At 68.9% G+C, this 16,806-nt stretch carries 13 protein-coding genes; 7 read left to right on the top strand and 6 right to left on the bottom strand.

Annotated elements, in window-relative coordinates; all coding sequences use genetic code 11:
- Positions 1 to 37 precede the first annotated feature (37 nt).
- From N8I84_RS37750 to N8I84_RS37735, 4 genes are all read left to right on the top strand, one after another.
- Positions 38 to 1,291, top strand: a complete 1,254-nt coding sequence (locus N8I84_RS37750) for a sugar ABC transporter substrate-binding protein (protein WP_263234012.1) — start codon at positions 38 to 40, stop codon at positions 1,289 to 1,291.
- A 48-nt stretch (positions 1,292 to 1,339) separates the two neighbouring features.
- Entirely contained in the window at positions 1,340 to 2,323 is a 984-nt protein-coding gene (locus N8I84_RS37745) for a carbohydrate ABC transporter permease (RefSeq protein WP_263234011.1), read from the top strand.
- Complete coding sequence (locus tag N8I84_RS37740; RefSeq protein ID WP_263234010.1) at positions 2,320 to 3,153, top strand: carbohydrate ABC transporter permease; 834 nt, start codon at positions 2,320 to 2,322, stop codon at positions 3,151 to 3,153. Before N8I84_RS37745 ends, N8I84_RS37740 begins: the two co-directional genes overlap by 4 nt.
- 64 nt (positions 3,154 to 3,217) lie before the next feature.
- Entirely contained in the window at positions 3,218 to 4,960 is a 1,743-nt protein-coding gene (locus N8I84_RS37735; RefSeq protein WP_263234009.1) for an RICIN domain-containing protein, read from the top strand.
- A 60-nt stretch (positions 4,961 to 5,020) separates the two neighbouring features.
- Here the strand turns inward: N8I84_RS37735 and N8I84_RS37730 are convergent, their stop codons facing one another.
- Together N8I84_RS37730 and N8I84_RS37725 are read right to left on the bottom strand one after the other, a co-directional pair.
- Positions 5,021 to 7,378 carry a glycoside hydrolase family 65 protein gene (locus N8I84_RS37730; protein WP_263234008.1) on the bottom strand — a complete coding sequence of 786 codons (2,358 nt, stop codon included), beginning with the start codon at positions 7,376 to 7,378 and terminating at the stop codon, positions 5,021 to 5,023.
- Positions 7,375 to 8,112: a beta-phosphoglucomutase family hydrolase gene (locus N8I84_RS37725; protein ID WP_263234007.1), complete on the bottom strand. Its 738-nt coding sequence runs from the start codon at positions 8,110 to 8,112 to the stop codon at positions 7,375 to 7,377. Before N8I84_RS37725 ends, N8I84_RS37730 begins: the two co-directional genes overlap by 4 nt.
- Before the next feature lie 322 nt (positions 8,113 to 8,434).
- Here N8I84_RS37725 and N8I84_RS37720 point away from each other — a divergent pair, with 322 nt between their 5' ends.
- Positions 8,435 to 9,121: a nucleoside/nucleotide kinase family protein gene (locus N8I84_RS37720; protein ID WP_263234006.1), complete on the top strand. Its 687-nt coding sequence runs from the start codon at positions 8,435 to 8,437 to the stop codon at positions 9,119 to 9,121.
- Positions 9,122 to 9,207: 86 nt separating this feature from the next.
- On the opposite strand, the gene N8I84_RS37715 is transcribed toward N8I84_RS37720, so the two are convergent.
- The 4 genes from N8I84_RS37715 to N8I84_RS37700 all read right to left on the bottom strand — a co-directional run bounded on the left by N8I84_RS37715 (position 9,208) and on the right by N8I84_RS37700 (position 14,171).
- Positions 9,208 to 10,908 carry a hypothetical protein gene (locus tag N8I84_RS37715; protein WP_390899078.1) on the bottom strand — a complete coding sequence of 567 codons (1,701 nt, stop codon included), beginning with the start codon at positions 10,906 to 10,908 and terminating at the stop codon, positions 9,208 to 9,210.
- An 8-nt stretch (positions 10,909 to 10,916) separates the two neighbouring features.
- Positions 10,917 to 11,819 (bottom strand): carbohydrate ABC transporter permease, encoded by a 903-nt coding sequence (locus N8I84_RS37710; protein ID WP_263234004.1) that lies wholly within the window; start codon positions 11,817 to 11,819, stop codon positions 10,917 to 10,919.
- Positions 11,816 to 12,727, bottom strand: coding sequence for a carbohydrate ABC transporter permease (locus N8I84_RS37705; protein WP_263234003.1), 912 nt, complete (start codon positions 12,725 to 12,727; stop codon positions 11,816 to 11,818). The genes N8I84_RS37710 and N8I84_RS37705 overlap by 4 nt, the downstream gene beginning before the upstream one ends.
- Before the next feature lie 115 nt (positions 12,728 to 12,842).
- Complete coding sequence (locus N8I84_RS37700) at positions 12,843 to 14,171, bottom strand: ABC transporter substrate-binding protein (RefSeq protein ID WP_263234002.1); 1,329 nt, start codon at positions 14,169 to 14,171, stop codon at positions 12,843 to 12,845.
- Positions 14,172 to 14,411: 240 nt separating this feature from the next.
- Here N8I84_RS37700 and N8I84_RS37695 point away from each other — a divergent pair, with 240 nt between their 5' ends.
- Positions 14,412 to 15,590 carry an ROK family transcriptional regulator gene (locus N8I84_RS37695; RefSeq protein WP_263234001.1) on the top strand — a complete coding sequence of 393 codons (1,179 nt, stop codon included), beginning with the start codon at positions 14,412 to 14,414 and terminating at the stop codon, positions 15,588 to 15,590.
- 103 nt (positions 15,591 to 15,693) lie between these two features.
- Complete coding sequence (locus N8I84_RS37690; RefSeq protein ID WP_263234000.1) at positions 15,694 to 16,803, top strand: Gfo/Idh/MocA family protein; 1,110 nt, start codon at positions 15,694 to 15,696, stop codon at positions 16,801 to 16,803.
- Positions 16,804 to 16,806 lie beyond the last annotated feature (3 nt).

Raw genomic sequence — 16,806 nt, 5'->3', positions numbered from 1 at the left:
CCGAGCCCCGCCACACCCCAAGACATCGAGGTCACCCGTGAGACACACCCGCCGCACCCTGCTCGCCGCCGTCGCCGTGATCGGTACCCTCGCCTCCGCCACCGCCTGCGGCGGTGGTTCGGGCTCCTCCTCGTCCTCGTCCGGCAAATCGGGCGCGACCTACACCTTCTGGGACCCGTACCCGCAGTTCGACGCCTCCTCGGCGTGGGGCAAGCTCGTCACCAAGTGCGGTACCGACGCCGGGGTCAAGGTCAAGCGCACCGGCATGGACACCACGGACCTCGGCAACAAGGCGCTGCTGGCCGCGCAGCAGGGCAACGCCCCGGACGTGATGCTCGTGGACAACCCGGTCGTCTCCACGCTGGTGGAGGCGGGGATCCTCAACAAGACCAGTGACCTCGGCCTGGACACGTCCGCGATCCAGAAGAACGTCATCGGCGCGGGCACCATCGACGGCTCCCCCTATGGGGTTCCGATCGGCGCCAACACGCTCGCTCTCTACTACAACAAGAAGGTCCTGTCCGCCGCGCACGTCGACCCCGCCTCCATCAAGGACTGGGCGTCCCTTACGGCGGCCCTGGAGAAGGTGAAGGCGGCCGGCAAGAAGGGCATCACCTTCTCCGCGATCAACACGGAGGAGGGCAGCTTCCAGTTCCTGCCGTGGTTCTGGGGCGCCGGCGGCGACCTCACCAAGCTGAACTCGCCCAAGGGTGTCGCCGCCCTGTCGCTGTGGAAGCAGTGGGTCGACGAGGGCTACGCGCCCAAGGACGTCCTGCAGAACACCCAGACCACCAGCTGGCAGGAGTTCGCCACGGGCGACTACGCGTTCGGTGAGAACGGCACCTGGCAGCTCGGCAACGCGGCGAAGGCCGGTTTCCCGTACGGGGTCATCAGCATCCCGGGGCAGAACGGCGGTTCGGCACCCGTTCCGACCGGCGGCGAGTTCGTCACCGTCCCGGTTCAGAAGGACAGCTCCCGCTACGACGTCAGCAAGAAGATCGTCACGTGTCTGACCAGCTCCGCCAATCTGCTGTCGACCGACAACACCCTGATGTACGTCGCCCCCACCCAGGAGGTCCAGGCCCAGCAGGTGAAGGCGAACCCCCAGCTGAAGCCGTGGGTGGACGCGGTGGCCGCGGCGCGCGGCCGCACGAGCGGCGGTCTGGGCACCAAGTACCCGACGATCTCCCAGCCGATGTGGACCGCCGTGCAGTCCGCCCTGTCCGGCAGCAAGAGCCCCAAGGACGCCCTCGACACCGCGCAGACGGCCGCCGCCAAGGGCAAGAGCTGACACCCGGCACCGCCGCCCCGGACCCGCCACCCGCATCCAGGAGTTCGCATGACCATCGCCCGCGTCGACCGCCGCTCCCAGCGGTCCCCGGCCAGGTCCGGGGCGACCGGCGCCACCCACGGGAAGGACTCGTCGGCACTGCGGCGCCGTCAGCGCCGCAGGAGCAGGCTCACCGCGCTGGCCTTCCTCGCTCCGCTGGTCGTCTACCTCGCGGCTTTCTACCTCTACCCGCTCTACCGCAACCTGGACCTGAGCCTGCGCGACTACACGGTCCGGTCGTTCGTGGCGGGCGACGCGCCCTTCTCCGGGCTGGACAACTTCAGAACCGTCCTCGGTGATCCGACGTTCGGCCCGGCCATGCGCCACACCATGATCTTCACCTTCGTGTCGATCGCCTTCCAGTACGTCGCCGGACTCGCCCTCGCGGTCTTCTTCAACCGGCACTTCCGGCTGGCGGGCACGCTCAGGGCCCTGTTCCTGATCCCGTGGCTGCTGCCGCTGATCGTGTCGGCGTCGACCTGGTCGTGGATGTTCAACAGCGAGTCCGGCGTCATCAACTACGCCCTGCACCTGGTCGGCGTGTCACCGGTCGACTGGCTCAACTCCCCCGACTGGGCGCTGACGTCGGTCGTCATCGCCAACATCTGGATCGGCATCCCGTTCAACCTGGTCATCCTCTACAGCGGTCTGCAGAACATCCCGGCCGAGCTGTACGAGGCCGCGGCCCTGGACGGGGCGAGCGCCTGGCAGCAGTTCCGGCGCGTCACCTTCCCCCTGCTGCGTCCGGTGTCGGCGATCACGCTGCTGCTGGGTCTCGTCTACACCCTGAAGGTGTTCGACCTGATCTGGATCATGACCAAGGGTGGTCCCGGCGACGCCTCGTCCACCCTGGCGACCTGGTCCTACCAACTCGGCTTCGGCACGCTGCTGCCGAAGTTCGGCCCCGGGGCCGCCGTCGGCAACATCCTCATCCTCATCGCCCTGGTCTTCGGGCTGCTGTACATCCGCGTCCAGAGGAGGCAGGAAGCATGACCGTCCACCGCGGCTCCGCCCGGCGCTCGCGCCTCCACACCGTCATCGGCGTCCTGCTCACCGCCGTGATGCTGTTCCCGGTGTACTGGATGCTGAACGTGTCCCTCACCCCGCAGCAGGACATGCGCAAGAGCCCGCCCGACCTCCTTCCACTGCACCCCACCTTCGAGGGCTACCGGGCCGTTCTGAACGACCAGATGCCGTACCTCGGCACCAGCCTGCTGATCGGCCTGGGCACGGTCGTCCTCACCCTGGTCCTCGCCGCCCCGGCCGGCTTCGCGCTGGCCAGGCTTCGGCCCTGGGGCGGCGGCTTCCTCGGTCTCGCCCTGCTGGTGGCACAGATGATCCCGGGCATCGTCATGGCGATGGGCTTCTACGGGATCTTCCTCGACCTCGGGCTGCTCAACTCCTGGTGGGGGCTCATCATCGCGGACTCCACCATCGCGGTGCCCTTCGGCGTCATGATCTTCACGGCGTTCATGTCGGGCATCCCCGGTGAGCTCATCGCCGCGGCCCGCATCGACGGCGCCGGCACCTGGCGCACCTTCCTGTCCGTCGTGCTCCCGGTGAGCCGCAACGCCGTGGTCACCGTCTCGCTCTTCAGCTTCCTGTGGGCCTGGTCCGACTTCGTCTTCGCCAACACCCTCGACGGCGGCGGCGATCTGCGCCCGATCACCCTCGGCATCTACCACTACATCGGCAACAACAACCAGGAATGGAACGCGATCATGGCCACCGCCGTCGTCGCGTCGATCCCCGCAGCCGTCCTGCTGGTCCTCGCACAGCGCTACGTGGCCGCGGGTGTGACCGCGGGCGCGGTGAAGGACTGAGTCCGTACAGGACGGACCAGGACGGACATCCCCCCGATTCCCTCTCCTCAGGAGACAGAATTTCATGAGCCGCACTCGCAGACGCGTCGGCCTGACCGCCGCCGTCGGCACAGCCGTCCTCGCCGCCGGCCTCGCCACCGCCGCCCCCGTCCAGGCGTCCCCGACGTCCTCGACCACCCTGGTGGTGAACGCCAACCAGACCCTTCGCCCGGTCACCCACGTCGCCACCGGCAGCCTTTACGGCCTCGCCGACGACACCACCCCCGCCGACAGCCTGGTCACCCCGCTGAAGCCGAACACGTTCGTGCAGATGGCGCCGGGCGGATCCCAGCTCCCCAACGGTGAGCCGAAGCCCGCCGGGGACGCGCTGGTCGTGGCGGCCAAGGCCGCCCGGGCCGGCGCCAAGGTCGTCGTCCGCATGCCGGACTGGTACCCCAACTTCCCGTACAAGTGGGTGAGTTGGAGCGACTGGCTGTCGGCCGTGGACAAGCAGGTCGCCTCCGTGCAGGCGTCGGGTGCCACCGACATCGCCGCGTACGAGTTGTGGAACGAGCCCGACTGGACCTGGGACACCACCAACGCGGGGGCGTTCGACGCAGGCTGGGCCCGCACGTACAAGGAGGTCCGCAGCAAGGACACCAAAACCCCCATCCAAGGCCCGAGTTACTCGGCGTGGAACCAGAGCTGGATGAGCCAGTTCCTCACCGACGCCAAGGCGTCCGGAACCGTGCCCGACATCATCTCCTGGCACGAGTTGCAGGGGTCGAGCAACATCGCCGCACACGTGTCGGCGTACCGCGCCCTGGAGTCCAGCCTCGGCATCAGCCCGCGCCCGATAGCCATCGAGGAGTACGGCACCACGAGCGAGGTCGGCGTGCCCGGGCCGCTGATCGGGTACGTCGCCAAGTTCGAACGGGCAGGTGTGCACGACGCCGAGCTCGCCTTCTGGAACCACTACGGCACCCTCGGCGACACCCTCACCGACACCGGTGGCTCCCCCAACGGCGCGTACTGGGCGTACAAGTGGTACGGAGACATGTCCGGCAACATGCTCGTGACCACACCCCCGGCCCAGACGGGCATCGACGGCATCGCCTCCCTCAACGGCTCCGGCAATCAGATCAGCGTCGTCGCCGGCGGCTGCACAGGCTCCTGTGCGGTGACGATCAACGGCCTGAACTCCCTGTCGGCCTTCGGCAGCACGGTCCACGTGAAGCTGGAGTACACGCCGTCGAAGGGCCGCACGACGGCGGTGTCCGGCCCGATCACCATCTCCGACACCGACTACACGGTCTCGAACGGCTCGATCACGGTGCCGGTGACGATGAACGCGTCCGACGGCTACCACATCGTCGTCACCCCCACCGGCACCTCCACCTCGCTGGCCGGGCGCTACCAGATCACCAACAGGAACAGCGGCCTGGCCCTGGACACCCAGAGCGCGGGCACCGCACAGGGCACGTCCGTGGTCCAGGCGACCTCCACCACCGGCACCGACCAGAACTGGACCCTGGTATCCGCGGGCCGGGGCCTCTACAAGATCGTCCAGCAGTCCAGCGGTCTGCTGCTCGGCATCCAGAGCATGAGCACCAGTAACGGCGGCACGGCCCTGATCTGGGGCGACAACGGCACGGACGACCACCTCTGGCAGCTCATCCCGTCCGGCGACGGCTACTACAAGATCGCCAACTACAACAGCGGTCTCCTGCTCGGCGTGAACAACATGAGCACGTCCTCCGGCGCGCAGGTACTGCAGTGGTCCGACAACGGCACCGCCGACCACCTGTGGAAGCTGACCTCGCGCTGAGGTCCGGGCAGTCGCTGCTCACCGTGCCGGACGGCATGGTGAGCAGCGGCGCGTGCGGCCTCACCCCTCGTTCGCATCCGGGTGGTTCGGGCGCCGGTGCGGCGGCTGGTCCGGTGCGGGGCGGGGCTTGAGCGGCGGGATGTCCAGGGTCTGCGGCTTGTCCGCGTCGACCGTGAGCGGCTCGCCGTGGTGGTGGATGGTCAGCGGGTCGCCGTTCTGCAGCGTGTAGGTGGCCGCGCCGCGGCCGATCTCCACCCGCAGTCGGCGGCCCCGCAGTTGCAGCGTGAAGGCGAGGCGGCCGAACCTCTCCGGCAGGCGCGGGGCGAACGCGATCCGCTGCCCGTGGTGGCGCATGCCGCCGAAGCCCGCGACGAGCCCCATCCAGGTGCCGGCGAGGGAGGCGATGTGCAGGCCGTCGCGTGTGTTGTGCTCAAGGTCGTGCAGGTCCATCAGCGCGGCCTCGTGCAGATAGTCGTAGGCGAGCCGCATATGGCCCGTCTCGGCCGCCATGACCGCCTGGCAGCAGGCGGACAGCGACGAGTCGCGGACGGTGAGGGGTTCGTAGTAGGCGAAGTTGCGCGCCTTGTGCTCCGCGTCGAAGAAGGAACTGCACGTGTACATCGCCAGCACCAGGTCGGCCTGCTTGATGACCTGCTTGCGGTACAGGTCGAAGTACGGGAAGTGCAGCATCAGCGGATACTGGTCGGCGCCGGTGGAGGCGAAGTCCCAGCGCTGGTAGCGGGTGAACCCGGCGTGCTGCTCGTGGACCCCGAGCTCCTGGTTGTACGGGATGTGCATGGCCTCGGCGGCGTCCCGCCAGGTCGCTGCCTCCTCGTCGTCGACGCCCAGTTCCCCGGCGCGGCGCGGGTGGCGCTCGACCACGTCGGCGGCGGCCAGCAGATTCGCGCGGGCCATCAGGTTGGTGTACGTGTTGTCGTCGGCGATGGCGCTGTACTCGTCGGGGCCGGTCACCCCGTCGAGGTGGAAGGTGCCGTGGTGGTCGTGGTGGCCGAGCGACCGCCACAGCCGGGCCGTCTCCACAAGGAGTTCGAGTCCGGTGTCGCGTTCGAAGCGTTCGTCGCCGGTGGCGGCGACGTAACGGACGACGGCGTCGGCGATGTCCGCGTTGACGTGGAACGCGGCGGTACCGGCCGGCCAGTACGCCGAACCCTCGGAGCCGTCGATCGTCCGCCACGGGAACGCCGCGCCCCGCAGGCCCAGTTGGACGGCACGTTCGCGGGCGGCGGGCAGGGTGTTCTGCCGCCAGCGCAGCGCTTCGGCGACGGCTCCGGGTGAGGTGTAGGTGAGCGGGGGCAGCACGAACATCTCGGTGTCCCAGAACGCGTGCCCGTCGTAACCGGAACCGGTCAGTCCCTTGGCGGGGATCGCGCGCTGCTCGGCGCGGGCCCCGGCCTGAAGGACGTGGAAGAGGGCGAAGCGGACCGCCTGCTGGATCTGCTCGTCCCCGTCGATCTCGACGTCGGAGCGCGCCCAGAACTCGTCCAGGTAATCCCGCTGTTCGGCGACGAGCCCCGACCAGCCGACGCCGGCGGCGGCGGCGAGCGCCGCGTCCACCTGGTCGCTGATCGCGGGCAGGGACCGGGTGCCGGACCAGCCGTAGGAGACGAACTTCTCCACCCGCAGCGTCTGACCCGGGGCGAGTGCGGAGGCGATGGTGAGGCGGGCGAGGTCGTCGGTCGCCTCGCTCTCGGTCGTGGTGGGGTCGGGGCCGGTGACGACGTGGTCGGCGGCGGCGCCGACCCTCAGGCCGCTGCGCCGAGTGCGGTGCACCAGCCGCAGCCGGGTGCTCTTCGCGAAGTTCTCCTCGGCCTCCAGCGGCGACTCGAGCACGATCGCGGCGCGCGGGTCGCGGTCACGGCCGGGCAGTTGCTCGTTGGCGACCAGCTCGGACTGGACGACGATCCGGGCGGGTTTGCCGACCGGTTCCACCTCGTAGGCGACGGCGGCTATCGCGCGCTGGGTGAACGAGACCAGGCGGGTGGAGCGTACGCGGACCGTGGAGCCGGCCGGTGAGGTCCACTCGCAGGTCCGGGTGAGCAGTCCGGTGCGCAGGTCGAGGACGCGTTCGTGGGAGCGCAGCCGGCCGTAGCGCAGGTCGAAGGGCTCGTCGTCCACGAGCAGCCGGATGATCTTGCCGTTGGTGACGTTGATGACGGTCTGCCCGGACTCGGGATAGCCGTAGCCCGCCTCGGCGTAGGGCAGCGGGTGGGTCTCGTGGACGCCGTTGAGATAGCTGCCCGGCAGTCCGTGCGGTTCGCCCTCGTCCAGGTTGCCGCGCCAGCCGACATGCCCGTTGGACAGCGCGAACACCGATTCGCTCTGGGGCAGGACGTCCAGGTTCAAGCCGCGTTCGCGCAGGGTCCAGGGCTCGACGGTGTACGAGTTGTGCGTGATCACGACCACTCCCCAAGGTTCACCAGGTCCGGTACGACGACGTCGGCGCCGTGGGCACGCAGCGCGTCCGCCTGGCCGACGCGGTCCAGGCCGACGACGTATCCGAAGTGGCCGGAGCGTCCGGCGTCCATGCCCGCGAGCGCGTCCTCGAAGACGGCGGCGGCCTTGGGCTCCACGCCGAGGTCGTGTGCGGCGGCGAGGAAGGTGTCCGGTTGCGGTTTGCCCGGCAGGTGCCGTTCGGCGGCCACGACCCCGTCGATGCGTACGTCGAAGAGGTGCTCGGCGTTGATCGACCGCAGCACGTCACGGCAGTTGGCACTGGAGGAGACCACGGCCGTGCGCAGGCCCTCGGCCCGTGCGGCGCCGATGTAACGGATGGTGCCGTCGTACGCCTCGACCCCGCGGGTGCGGATCAGCTCCAGCAACAGCTCGTTCTTGCGGTTGCCGAGGCCGTGCACGGTCTGCCGGTCGGGCGGGTCGTCGGGGGCGCCCTCCGGTAGCCGGATGCCGCGGGAGGCCAGGAAGGTGCGGACGCCGTCGGCGCGGGGGCGTCCGTCGACGTACTCGTCATAGTCGCTGTCGTCGAAGGGGCGGAAGTCGGCCCCGTCCCGCGCACGCAGGAAGTCGTCGAACGTCTGTTTCCACGCGGCCGCGTGGACGACGGCGGTCTTGGTGATGACCCCGTCGAGATCGAAGAGGCAGGCCTGGATACCGTCCGGAAGACCGAGCTTCGTCATAGGAGCCACCTTCCCTCATGAACGCCGGACAGAGGGTGGCGAGTGCCACATTGCGCCCCGTCGACACTCCGTCGGCGGGCGTGGAGCGGGGGCGCCGTCACCGGACTCGGCGTCAGGTCCGGGTGCACCGCCCACCGGTGCGGGGGCGGCCGAGCGCGTGCGGGTACTCCAGGGCGTCCACGACCGGTACGCGCCTTCCCGGCGGTCCTTCACGTACACCGGTGACTCGACGGTGGTCGGTCCCCGCGACCGGTAGGTCGGTCCCCGTGACCGGTACACCGGTCTCGCGATCCTGCGCGACCTCTGGTGCAATGACGGGACGATGAACTTCGACGACCTCCTGAAGCGGGCCGCGGCCCTGACCCGCCCCGGCCACCGAGCTGTCCTCGGCATCTCCGGCAGCCCGGGGGCCGGCAAGTCCACGCTCGCCGAGCACCTGGTCCGTGAGCTGAACGGGGACGGGCCGCCGTGGGTGGCGCACGTCCCCATGGACGGGTTCCACCTGGCCGATGCGGAACTCGACCGGCTGGGCCGCCGCGACCGCAAGGGCGCGCCCGACACGTTCGACGCGGCCGGGTACGCGGCGCTGCTGCGGCGACTGCACGAGGAGCGCGAGGGCGAGATCGTGTACGCGCCGGGCTTCGAGCGCGTGCTGGAGCAGCCGATCGCGGGGGCGATTCCCGTGCCGCCGTCGGCGCGGCTGGTCGTGACCGAGGGCAACTACCTGTTGCTGGGTACGGGGGCGTGGGCACGCGTACGGGCGTACCTGGACGAGGTGTGGTTCTGCGAGATCGACGAGCAGGAGCGCATCCGGCGGCTGGTGGCCCGCCACGAGGAGTTCGGCAAGGAGCACGACGCGGCGGTGGCCTGGGTGCTGGGCACCGACCAGCACAACGCGGATCTGATCGCGGCGACCCGGGACCGAGCCGACCTGGTCGTGCCGGGGACGGCCCTGCCGGCACCGTACGGGGCGCCCCGGCAGGGTCGGGAGCCGTCGACCCGTCCGTGACACAAGCGTGAGCGGCCGGCCCTCCGGGTGGGTCAGCCGTGCCGGGCCGGTCCGCGCGCGGACCGGCCCGGAGGTCGTACGACAGGTCAAGGTCGGCGAGCACGCAGTGAGACGCTCAGTGTGTGCGGGGCGAATCCACCTACGTAGACATGTTCCCCGTTCATCGCATCGGTTCCGCCCAGCAAGGTGTAGTCCTGACCCGGGTCGTACCGCAGGAAGTCGGTCTGGTCCGGCCCTGCGAGCGGCTCCCCGGCGTGGACACCGACCTCGACGTGGATCTCGTCCTCGCCCACCCGGTACGTCATCGCCCCGGAGCCGAGACACCAGCGTCCTTCACCCAGCGGTTCGGCGCCGTGCACGACGCCTCCCGGCCGGAAGGTCAGTTCGAGCGCCCACGGCACCCGCGGGCCGGCCATGTCGAACCGGATGTCGGCACCGTCGTCCCGGAGTTCCACATCTACGCGGGTCGTCAGCGTGACCTCGTCCCGCGGCCGCTGCGCGAACGACATCGCGGCCGAGAAGCGTCCCTCATCCGCCATCTCGTAGGCGCCGTCCGCCCGTCGCTCGGTCGGCGGGAGCGGCTGGTAGTAGGCGGCCGTGAGGGTTTCGGTGAGCCGGTACCGGCCGTCCCCGAGAGATGTCATGTCCATGGCGCGGAAGGGGCCCAGGTCGAAGAAGCCCCGCGACAGCCGCACGGCTTCGAGGACCGCGTCGCCCGCGAAGAGCCGCAGGAAGGTCGGATCGCAGGCGAGGCCCGAGCGGATGTGCCGGTGCTCGGGCACGTCCGAGCCGCCGTAGACGACGGTGTGCGCGGTGGCGGAGGCTCGTGAGGCAAGGCGCGCCGTGGTGATGTACCGGTCGCGGGGAAGCGTTACCGGCGCCGGTGCCGGCAGCTCGCGGCACAGGTCGGGGGTCAGGATGGTCTCGGCGAGCAGATTGGGGTCGTCGACGCCGCAGGTTGCCGCCAGCCGCGCCGCCCGGCTGAAGTCGCCCCGGCCGGTACGGATCGCGAGCAGCCGGTAGTGCGGCAGGTAGGGCGCCAGGGGGAACGTATGGCTCTGGTCCTGCCGCCGCGAGTGGACGGTTTCCACCGTGCCGTCCGGCCTGATGAGGTCCAGGGTCGCTGTGAGGTTGCGCTCGACGGCATCCAGCAGGTCGTTGCGGCCGAGGACGTCGGCCAACAGCAGCAACGACGGGTTGGACACGTGGGCGGCGTAGTTGGCGCTCCGTTCTGAGTACAGGCCCTCCGCATCGATGTCGACGCCCTCGGCGAGCCATGCGTCGATTCGGTCGAGCAGCCGGCCGTCGGGGAACGACCGGTGCAGCCGGGCCAGTGCCGCGCATAGTTCCCATCGGTGGTTCGGGGTGTGTACCCCGCCTGTCCGGAGGCTCTCGGAAGCCGCGCCGGCGATCTCGGCGAGAGCGGCGGCGACCTCGCGCAGTTCCGAGCCCGCGCCCGTGGCAAGGATGTGCGCGTCGCACACGTCGTTGATGGTGAATGCGGAGTCCGGCGGTGACTGCACGTTGTCTCCGCCGGCGAAGAGGCCGGAGGAAGTCTGCAGGGCCCGGAGAGCGGCGAGGTGGGTCATCATGGCGGCGATGGCCCGCCCGCTGCCGTGCAGCGTGGAGTCCGGTGAACGGTACGCCGCGAGCAGTGTCTTCACCCGGTGCGCCAGACCGCGGTGGGAGACTCCGGCAGGTTCTTCGTCCGGGCGGGCCGCCAGCGGGACGGCCAGCCGGTCGGCGGCGCGGGCCACCTCGCGGACGAACTCGCGGTCGAGTGTCATCTGCACGGTCAGTCCTTCAGTCCGGCATTGATGTCGGCGCTCATGACGTAGCGCTGGAAGACCAGGAAGATGGCGATCAGAGGGATCATGGAGATGACCGATGCGCCGAGCAGGACCGACCAGTTGATGTTCTGCGCGCCGACGATGCTCTGGATGCCGATCTGCACGGTGAACTTGTTGGGGTCGTTGAGCATCAGCAGCGGCCAGATGTAGTCGTTCCACCGCCACTGGAAGGACAGGATGGCGAGGGTCAGCATGATGGGCCGCGAGAGCGGCACCATGATCCGCGCGAAGATCGCCAGTTCGCGAGCGCCGTCGATGCGTGCGGCTTCCACGAGTTCGTCGGGCACCGTCAGGAAGAACTGGCGGAACATGAAGCATCCGGTCGCGGTGAGCACGGCCGGGAGGATGATGCCGGCGAACGAGTTGTAGAGGCCGAGGTTGCGGACCACCAGGAACTCCGGGGCGAGCATGACCTCGGACGGCAGCATCGTGGTGGCCAGGATGCAGACGAAGAAGACCTTGAGCCATTTGTTGTCGTACTTGGCCAGCGCGTACCCGGTGCAGCAGCTGACACCCACCGTGAGGATCGTGGTGATCACGCACACGATGGCCGTGTTGATGAAGTACTGGGAGAAGTTGGCACTGCGCCACGCCGTCAGGTAACCCGACAGGGTGGGGTGGTGCGGGACCAGCGTCAGCGGATAGGAGAACAGGTCGCTGGCCGGCTTGAGGGAGCTGAGGATGAACCACAGCACCGGCAGCCCGTACAGGCACGCCAGGATCCACAGCAGTGTCGTCGCGGGCACCGCCCGCCGGAACCCACCGCCGGCCGCGTTCTGGGGGCGCTTCCTGGAAACGGCCTGTTTGGCGTCGGCGTCGAGCGGGCGTGGCATGTCTGTGGTTGTCATCGGTTCTCCACCCGCCGGTTGACGATCAGCTGGATGATCGCGACGGCCATCAGGATGAGCATGAGCACGAATGACGCGGCGCTCGCGTAGCCGATCTGGCCCCGTTTGAAGCCGGTCTCATAGATGTACTGGACGAGCAGGTTGTTCGACGATCCGGGTCCGCCGTTGTTGAGGGCGACGAACACCGGGTATTCCTTCATCGCGTTGATCGTGTTGAGCAGGATGACGATGAACGAGGTGGGCGCGATGCTCGGCAGTGTGATGCTGATGAACTGGCGCCACGGGCCGGCGCCGTCGAGCGAGGCCGCCTCGTAGTACGACACCGGTACGTTCTTGATCGCTGCGATGAACAGCAGCATCGTGAAACCCGTCCACATCCAGGATGCCGCCATCACCACCACCAGCAGCGACAGGTCCGCGTTCGACTGCCACGGAACGGCTCCTCCGCCGAGCTTCTCGATGACGTAGTTGACCAGTCCGAAGTTCTCACCGAACAGCCACCGCCACAGGACGCCCACGACGATGGGCGACAGCAGCCACGGGATGAAGAAGATGACGCGGGCGACCGACGCGCCCTTGGCGTGCTTGCTCACCACCAGGTTGGCGGCGAGCAGCGAGAGCGCGAAGTTCAGCGGGACGAAGAGGACGGTGTACAGCAGCGTCCGGCTCAGCGCGTCGTAGAACGTGGAGTCCCCGAACAGGTTGCGGTAGTTGTCCAGTCCGACCCACTGGAACACCCCCACGCCCGTGTAGTTCGTGAAGGAGTAGACGAGACCGATCACCGCCGGCCAGACGAAGAACAACGCGAAGAGCACGACGTTGGCCGCGATGAGGACGAGCGGCGCAAGGGTGTACTTACTGCGTCTCCTGGGCGGGCTCGCGGACACGTCCGAGGCGCTTATGGTCATCTTCCTGACTCCGTGCTGGTGGAATGGATTGCTGTGGGCTCACGCATGAGCCCGGCATCACACGGGCGTCAGGGCCGGGCGGCGGTGTCTCGACTCCGCCGCCCGGCCCCGCGGCCTACGATCCGCCGCCGACCTGCTGGTTGTAGCCGGCCACGATGTTCTCCAGGGCCTTGTCGGACGACTGCTGGCCGTTGATCGCCTTGCCGAGCTCCGTCTTGGTCGGGTCCTCGGTGAGGCTCTTGCCCTTCAGCACCCACTGCGTCTGCGCGTTGTTGAAGTAGCCGGAGATCGGGGCGTAGAGCGGGATCTCCTCGTTGTACAGCTTGAACGCCGCCTGCGCCGCCTCGGAGGTGAAGGGGTACTTCGGGTTCAGGCCGTTCTCGACCGGCAGGAACCCGGAGGCCTCGCACAGCTCACGGTAGTGGTCCGGCTCGTAGACCCAGGACAGGAACTTCTGCGCGGCGGTGGCCGCGGCACCGTTGTTGTTGAAGCCGACCATCATGCCGCCGCTGTTGACGTCGCTGGCCTGCACCGGCTGGGCGGGAGTCGGGACGCTGGCCCAGTCGAACTTCTTGATGCTGTCGGCGAAGGCGGCGACCTGCCACACGCCGGACCAGTAGGCGACCACGTCACCGCTCTGGAACATGGCGGACGGGTCGGCGCCGCTGGTCCACACCGACTTCGGCATGGTCTTGTTGTCGTTCCATCCGACGAAGGTGTTCACGGCCTTCTTGGTCGCGTCGTCCACCGAGAACTTGCCGGAGGAGTCCGCGTGGACGTACTTGCCGCCCATCTCGTACACCATGGCGCGGAGCCGGGACGGCGACTGGTCGAAGGTCAGGGAGTACTTGGCGCCGGTCTTCTCGCGGACCTTGTTCGCCGCGGCGATGAAGTCGGTCCAGGTCCAGGTCTTCTGGGGCGAGGTCGGGAAGGAGACGCCGGCCTTCTTGAACAGCGTCTTGTTGATGTACAGGCCGGACGCGGTGATGTCCGAAGGGATGGACAGCACCTTTCCGGACGAGTCCGTTGCGAGGAAGTTGGCGTTGATGTTGTAGCTCTTGTTGTCGGCAATGGACTTGAGGTCGATCAGCTTGCTCGACCAGATCGGGTCCAGCGCCGGCACGGCCGCCACGTCGGGCAGGGAGTTCGCCTGCGCGGCGTTGTGCAGCTTCGTCGTGTAGCCGTCGTAGGGGATGTTGACGAGCTTGACGTCGACGCCGGCTTCCTTCTTGTACTGCGCCACCAGCTTCTTCCAACCCGCGTCCTGCCCCGGAACCGTGGAGATCCAGAACGTCAGCGACTTGGAGTTCCCGCCCGAGCCGGACCCGGACCCGCAGGCGGAGAGCAGTAGGGCACCGGCCGTGGCCACGGCAGCGAGGGGAATCACGCGGCGTATGCCGCCGCGGCCGAGTCTGCGGGAGCGCCGCACACCCACACTGGTCATCTTGGATCCCTTTCCGTCGTAGCGGACGGAGCACGGCGCCGGCCGCTAGTAGCAGGTCCCCGTTTCCTATCACTGTGATTGAATACCCACAAGGGTTCGCGACATCTCTTTTGCGCACCTGAAGCCCTTGTTTGCGCCCCTGAGGCCCTTGGCACACAGCAGAGGGCTGGTACTCTCCAGGTCAGCCAGGCAACGATCGGACGAGACTTATCCTCAGTCCGATGGCTATTGGGGAGGGTTGTGAAACGACGGGCGCCGCGCACCGCGACAACTCGGCACGTCACCGAGATCAACCGGACCGCGATCCTAGACGTACTCCGCGAGCACGGACCACTGTCTCGACGTGACATCCAGGAGCGCACCGGGCTCGGCTCGGCCACCATCGAACGCCTGTGCTCGGCGCTCATAGAGGAAGGCTCGGTCGAACTCGCGGGACAGGTGCGCTCCTCGGTCGGCCGGCCCTCGACGCTGCTGCGATTCGCGTCGTCGGCCCGCGCGATCGTCGCTGTCGACGTCACCGAGTACACGGCACGGGGACGCGTGGTCAACCTGGGCGGAACCACGCTGTACGAGGAGAGCCACACCTTCGATCTCGACGGCCGGGACGCAGGCGCCGCCCGCATCAACGGGCTGCTGCACCTCGTCGACCGGCTGACCTCCCCGGAGACGGGGGTGACATCGCCGATCGTCGCCGTCGGCATCACGGTTCCCGGCATCGTGCACTCAGGAGTGGTGTCGAAAGCGGTCGAACTCGACTGGCAGGAGGTGCCGCTCGCCGACATCGTCTCGGCGCGGTGCGGTCTGCCGATCCACATCGAGAACGACGCCAATGCGACGGCCTACGGCGAGTGGACCGGCGGAGCCCTCGCGAACGCGCAGAGTGCCGTCGCGCTCGTGCTGGGCGCCAGACTGAGCGCCGGGATAATCAACGAGGGGCATCTCTACCGCGGGCACCGGTCGGCCGCGGGTGAGATCGGCTTCCTGCTGACCTCCAGCGCATCGTTCGCCCGCTACTTCACGGAACAGGGCGACGTCGAGTCGACCCTGGCGGCGCAGGTCCTTCCGTTCGCCGCCCGCGAGGGCCTGCACGGCAAGCGCATCGGTCCCGCGTTCCGCGCGATGATGGCCTGCTGCCGGGATGGCGACGGCGGGGCCGCGCGGGCCCGCGACGAGTTCTTCGACTCGATCGCCCTCGCCCTCGTCGCCACCTCGGTCGTGCTCTCGCCCCAGGTCATCGTGCTCGCCGGCGCGTTCGCACAGTACAGCGAGGAGTCCGCGGAGCAGCTGACCAAGCGCCTCGTCGGCCGGATCCCCTGGGTGCCGCGGATAGCGGTGAGCGAGCTCGGCTTCGACGCGGCGATCACCGGCGTGAGCGCGCTGACGATCGAACACGCCCGTTCCGCGACGTACCTCGCATGATGCCGCCGGCCTGGGGCGCCCGGACGTCACCGGGCGGGCGCGCCGACGGCAGCGGGACAGCCCTACTTCCTACCACCAGCCGAACCAGGATGGAGCGTGAGTGATGGACGAAATGATACGAATTGCGGTGGTAGGTACCGGCGACGTCGCCATGGACCACGCGGCCGCGCTCACGTCCTCCGGTCCGGTCGCCGCGAAGATCGTGGCTGCGGCGGACACCGACCGGACCCGGCTGGACGCCTTCCTGGCCAAGCACGGGGCACCGGCCGGCTACGACGACATCGACGAGTTGCTCGCCCGGTCCCGCCCCGACCTGGTGTATCTGTGCACACCCCCCGGACTCCACCGCGACCAGGCACTGGCCTGCCTGCGCTCCGGGGCCAGCGTGCTCGTGGAGAAGCCACCCGCGCTGTCGTTGCGGGAACTGGACGAGATCGCCGCCGCCGTGGGCGAACCCCCGTGGTTCGCGACCGTGTTCCAGCACCGTTTCGGCCGGGGCCAGGCCCGGCTCAAGGCCTTGGTGGACTCGGGACTGCTGGGCCGCCCGCTGCTGGCGGTCTGCCACACCACCTGGTTTCGCGACCAGGCGTACTTCGACGTGCCCTGGCGCGGCCGGTGGGACACCGAGGGCGGCGGACCCACGATGGGGCTCGGCATCCACCAGATGGACATGATGCTGGACCTGCTCGGCGACTGGACCGAGGTGCGGGCCGTCACCAGGACGCAGGCGCGCCGTACGGAGACCGAGGACGTCTCGCTGGCGCATGTGACGTTCGCCAACGGCGCCGTGGCCTCCGTGGTGAACAGCGCGCTCTCGCCGCGGCAGGAGTCGTACCTGCGTTACGACTTCGAGCACGCCACCGTGGAGGTGACGCACCTGTACGGGTACCGGGACGAGGACTGGCGTGTGACGCCGGCGCCCGGGCGTGACGACGTGCTCGCCGCGTGGCAGGCCGGCCTGTCCGGCGCCGGGGACGTGGCGGCCGCGCAGAACTCCCGTAGCGGGCATTGGGCCCAGTTCGCGAAGGTGCTGTCCTCCCTGCGCGACGGCACCCCACCGCCCGTGCCGCTCGAAGAGTCCCGGCGAACTCTCGCACTGGTGGCCGGTATCTACGCGTCCGCCGCGACCGACCGCCCGGTGAAACCCTCGGACGTCTCTCCCGGTGCGCCCTTCTACGACAGCATGGCCGGCAGCCGTGCCGGCTCTGGCTGACGG

The organism is Streptomyces cynarae (genome assembly GCF_025642135.1).
Taxonomy (GTDB): domain Bacteria; phylum Actinomycetota; class Actinomycetes; order Streptomycetales; family Streptomycetaceae; genus Streptomyces; species Streptomyces cynarae.
The sequence above is the reverse complement of the archived record's forward strand: the minus strand, read 5'-3'. Positions and strand labels throughout refer to the sequence as shown.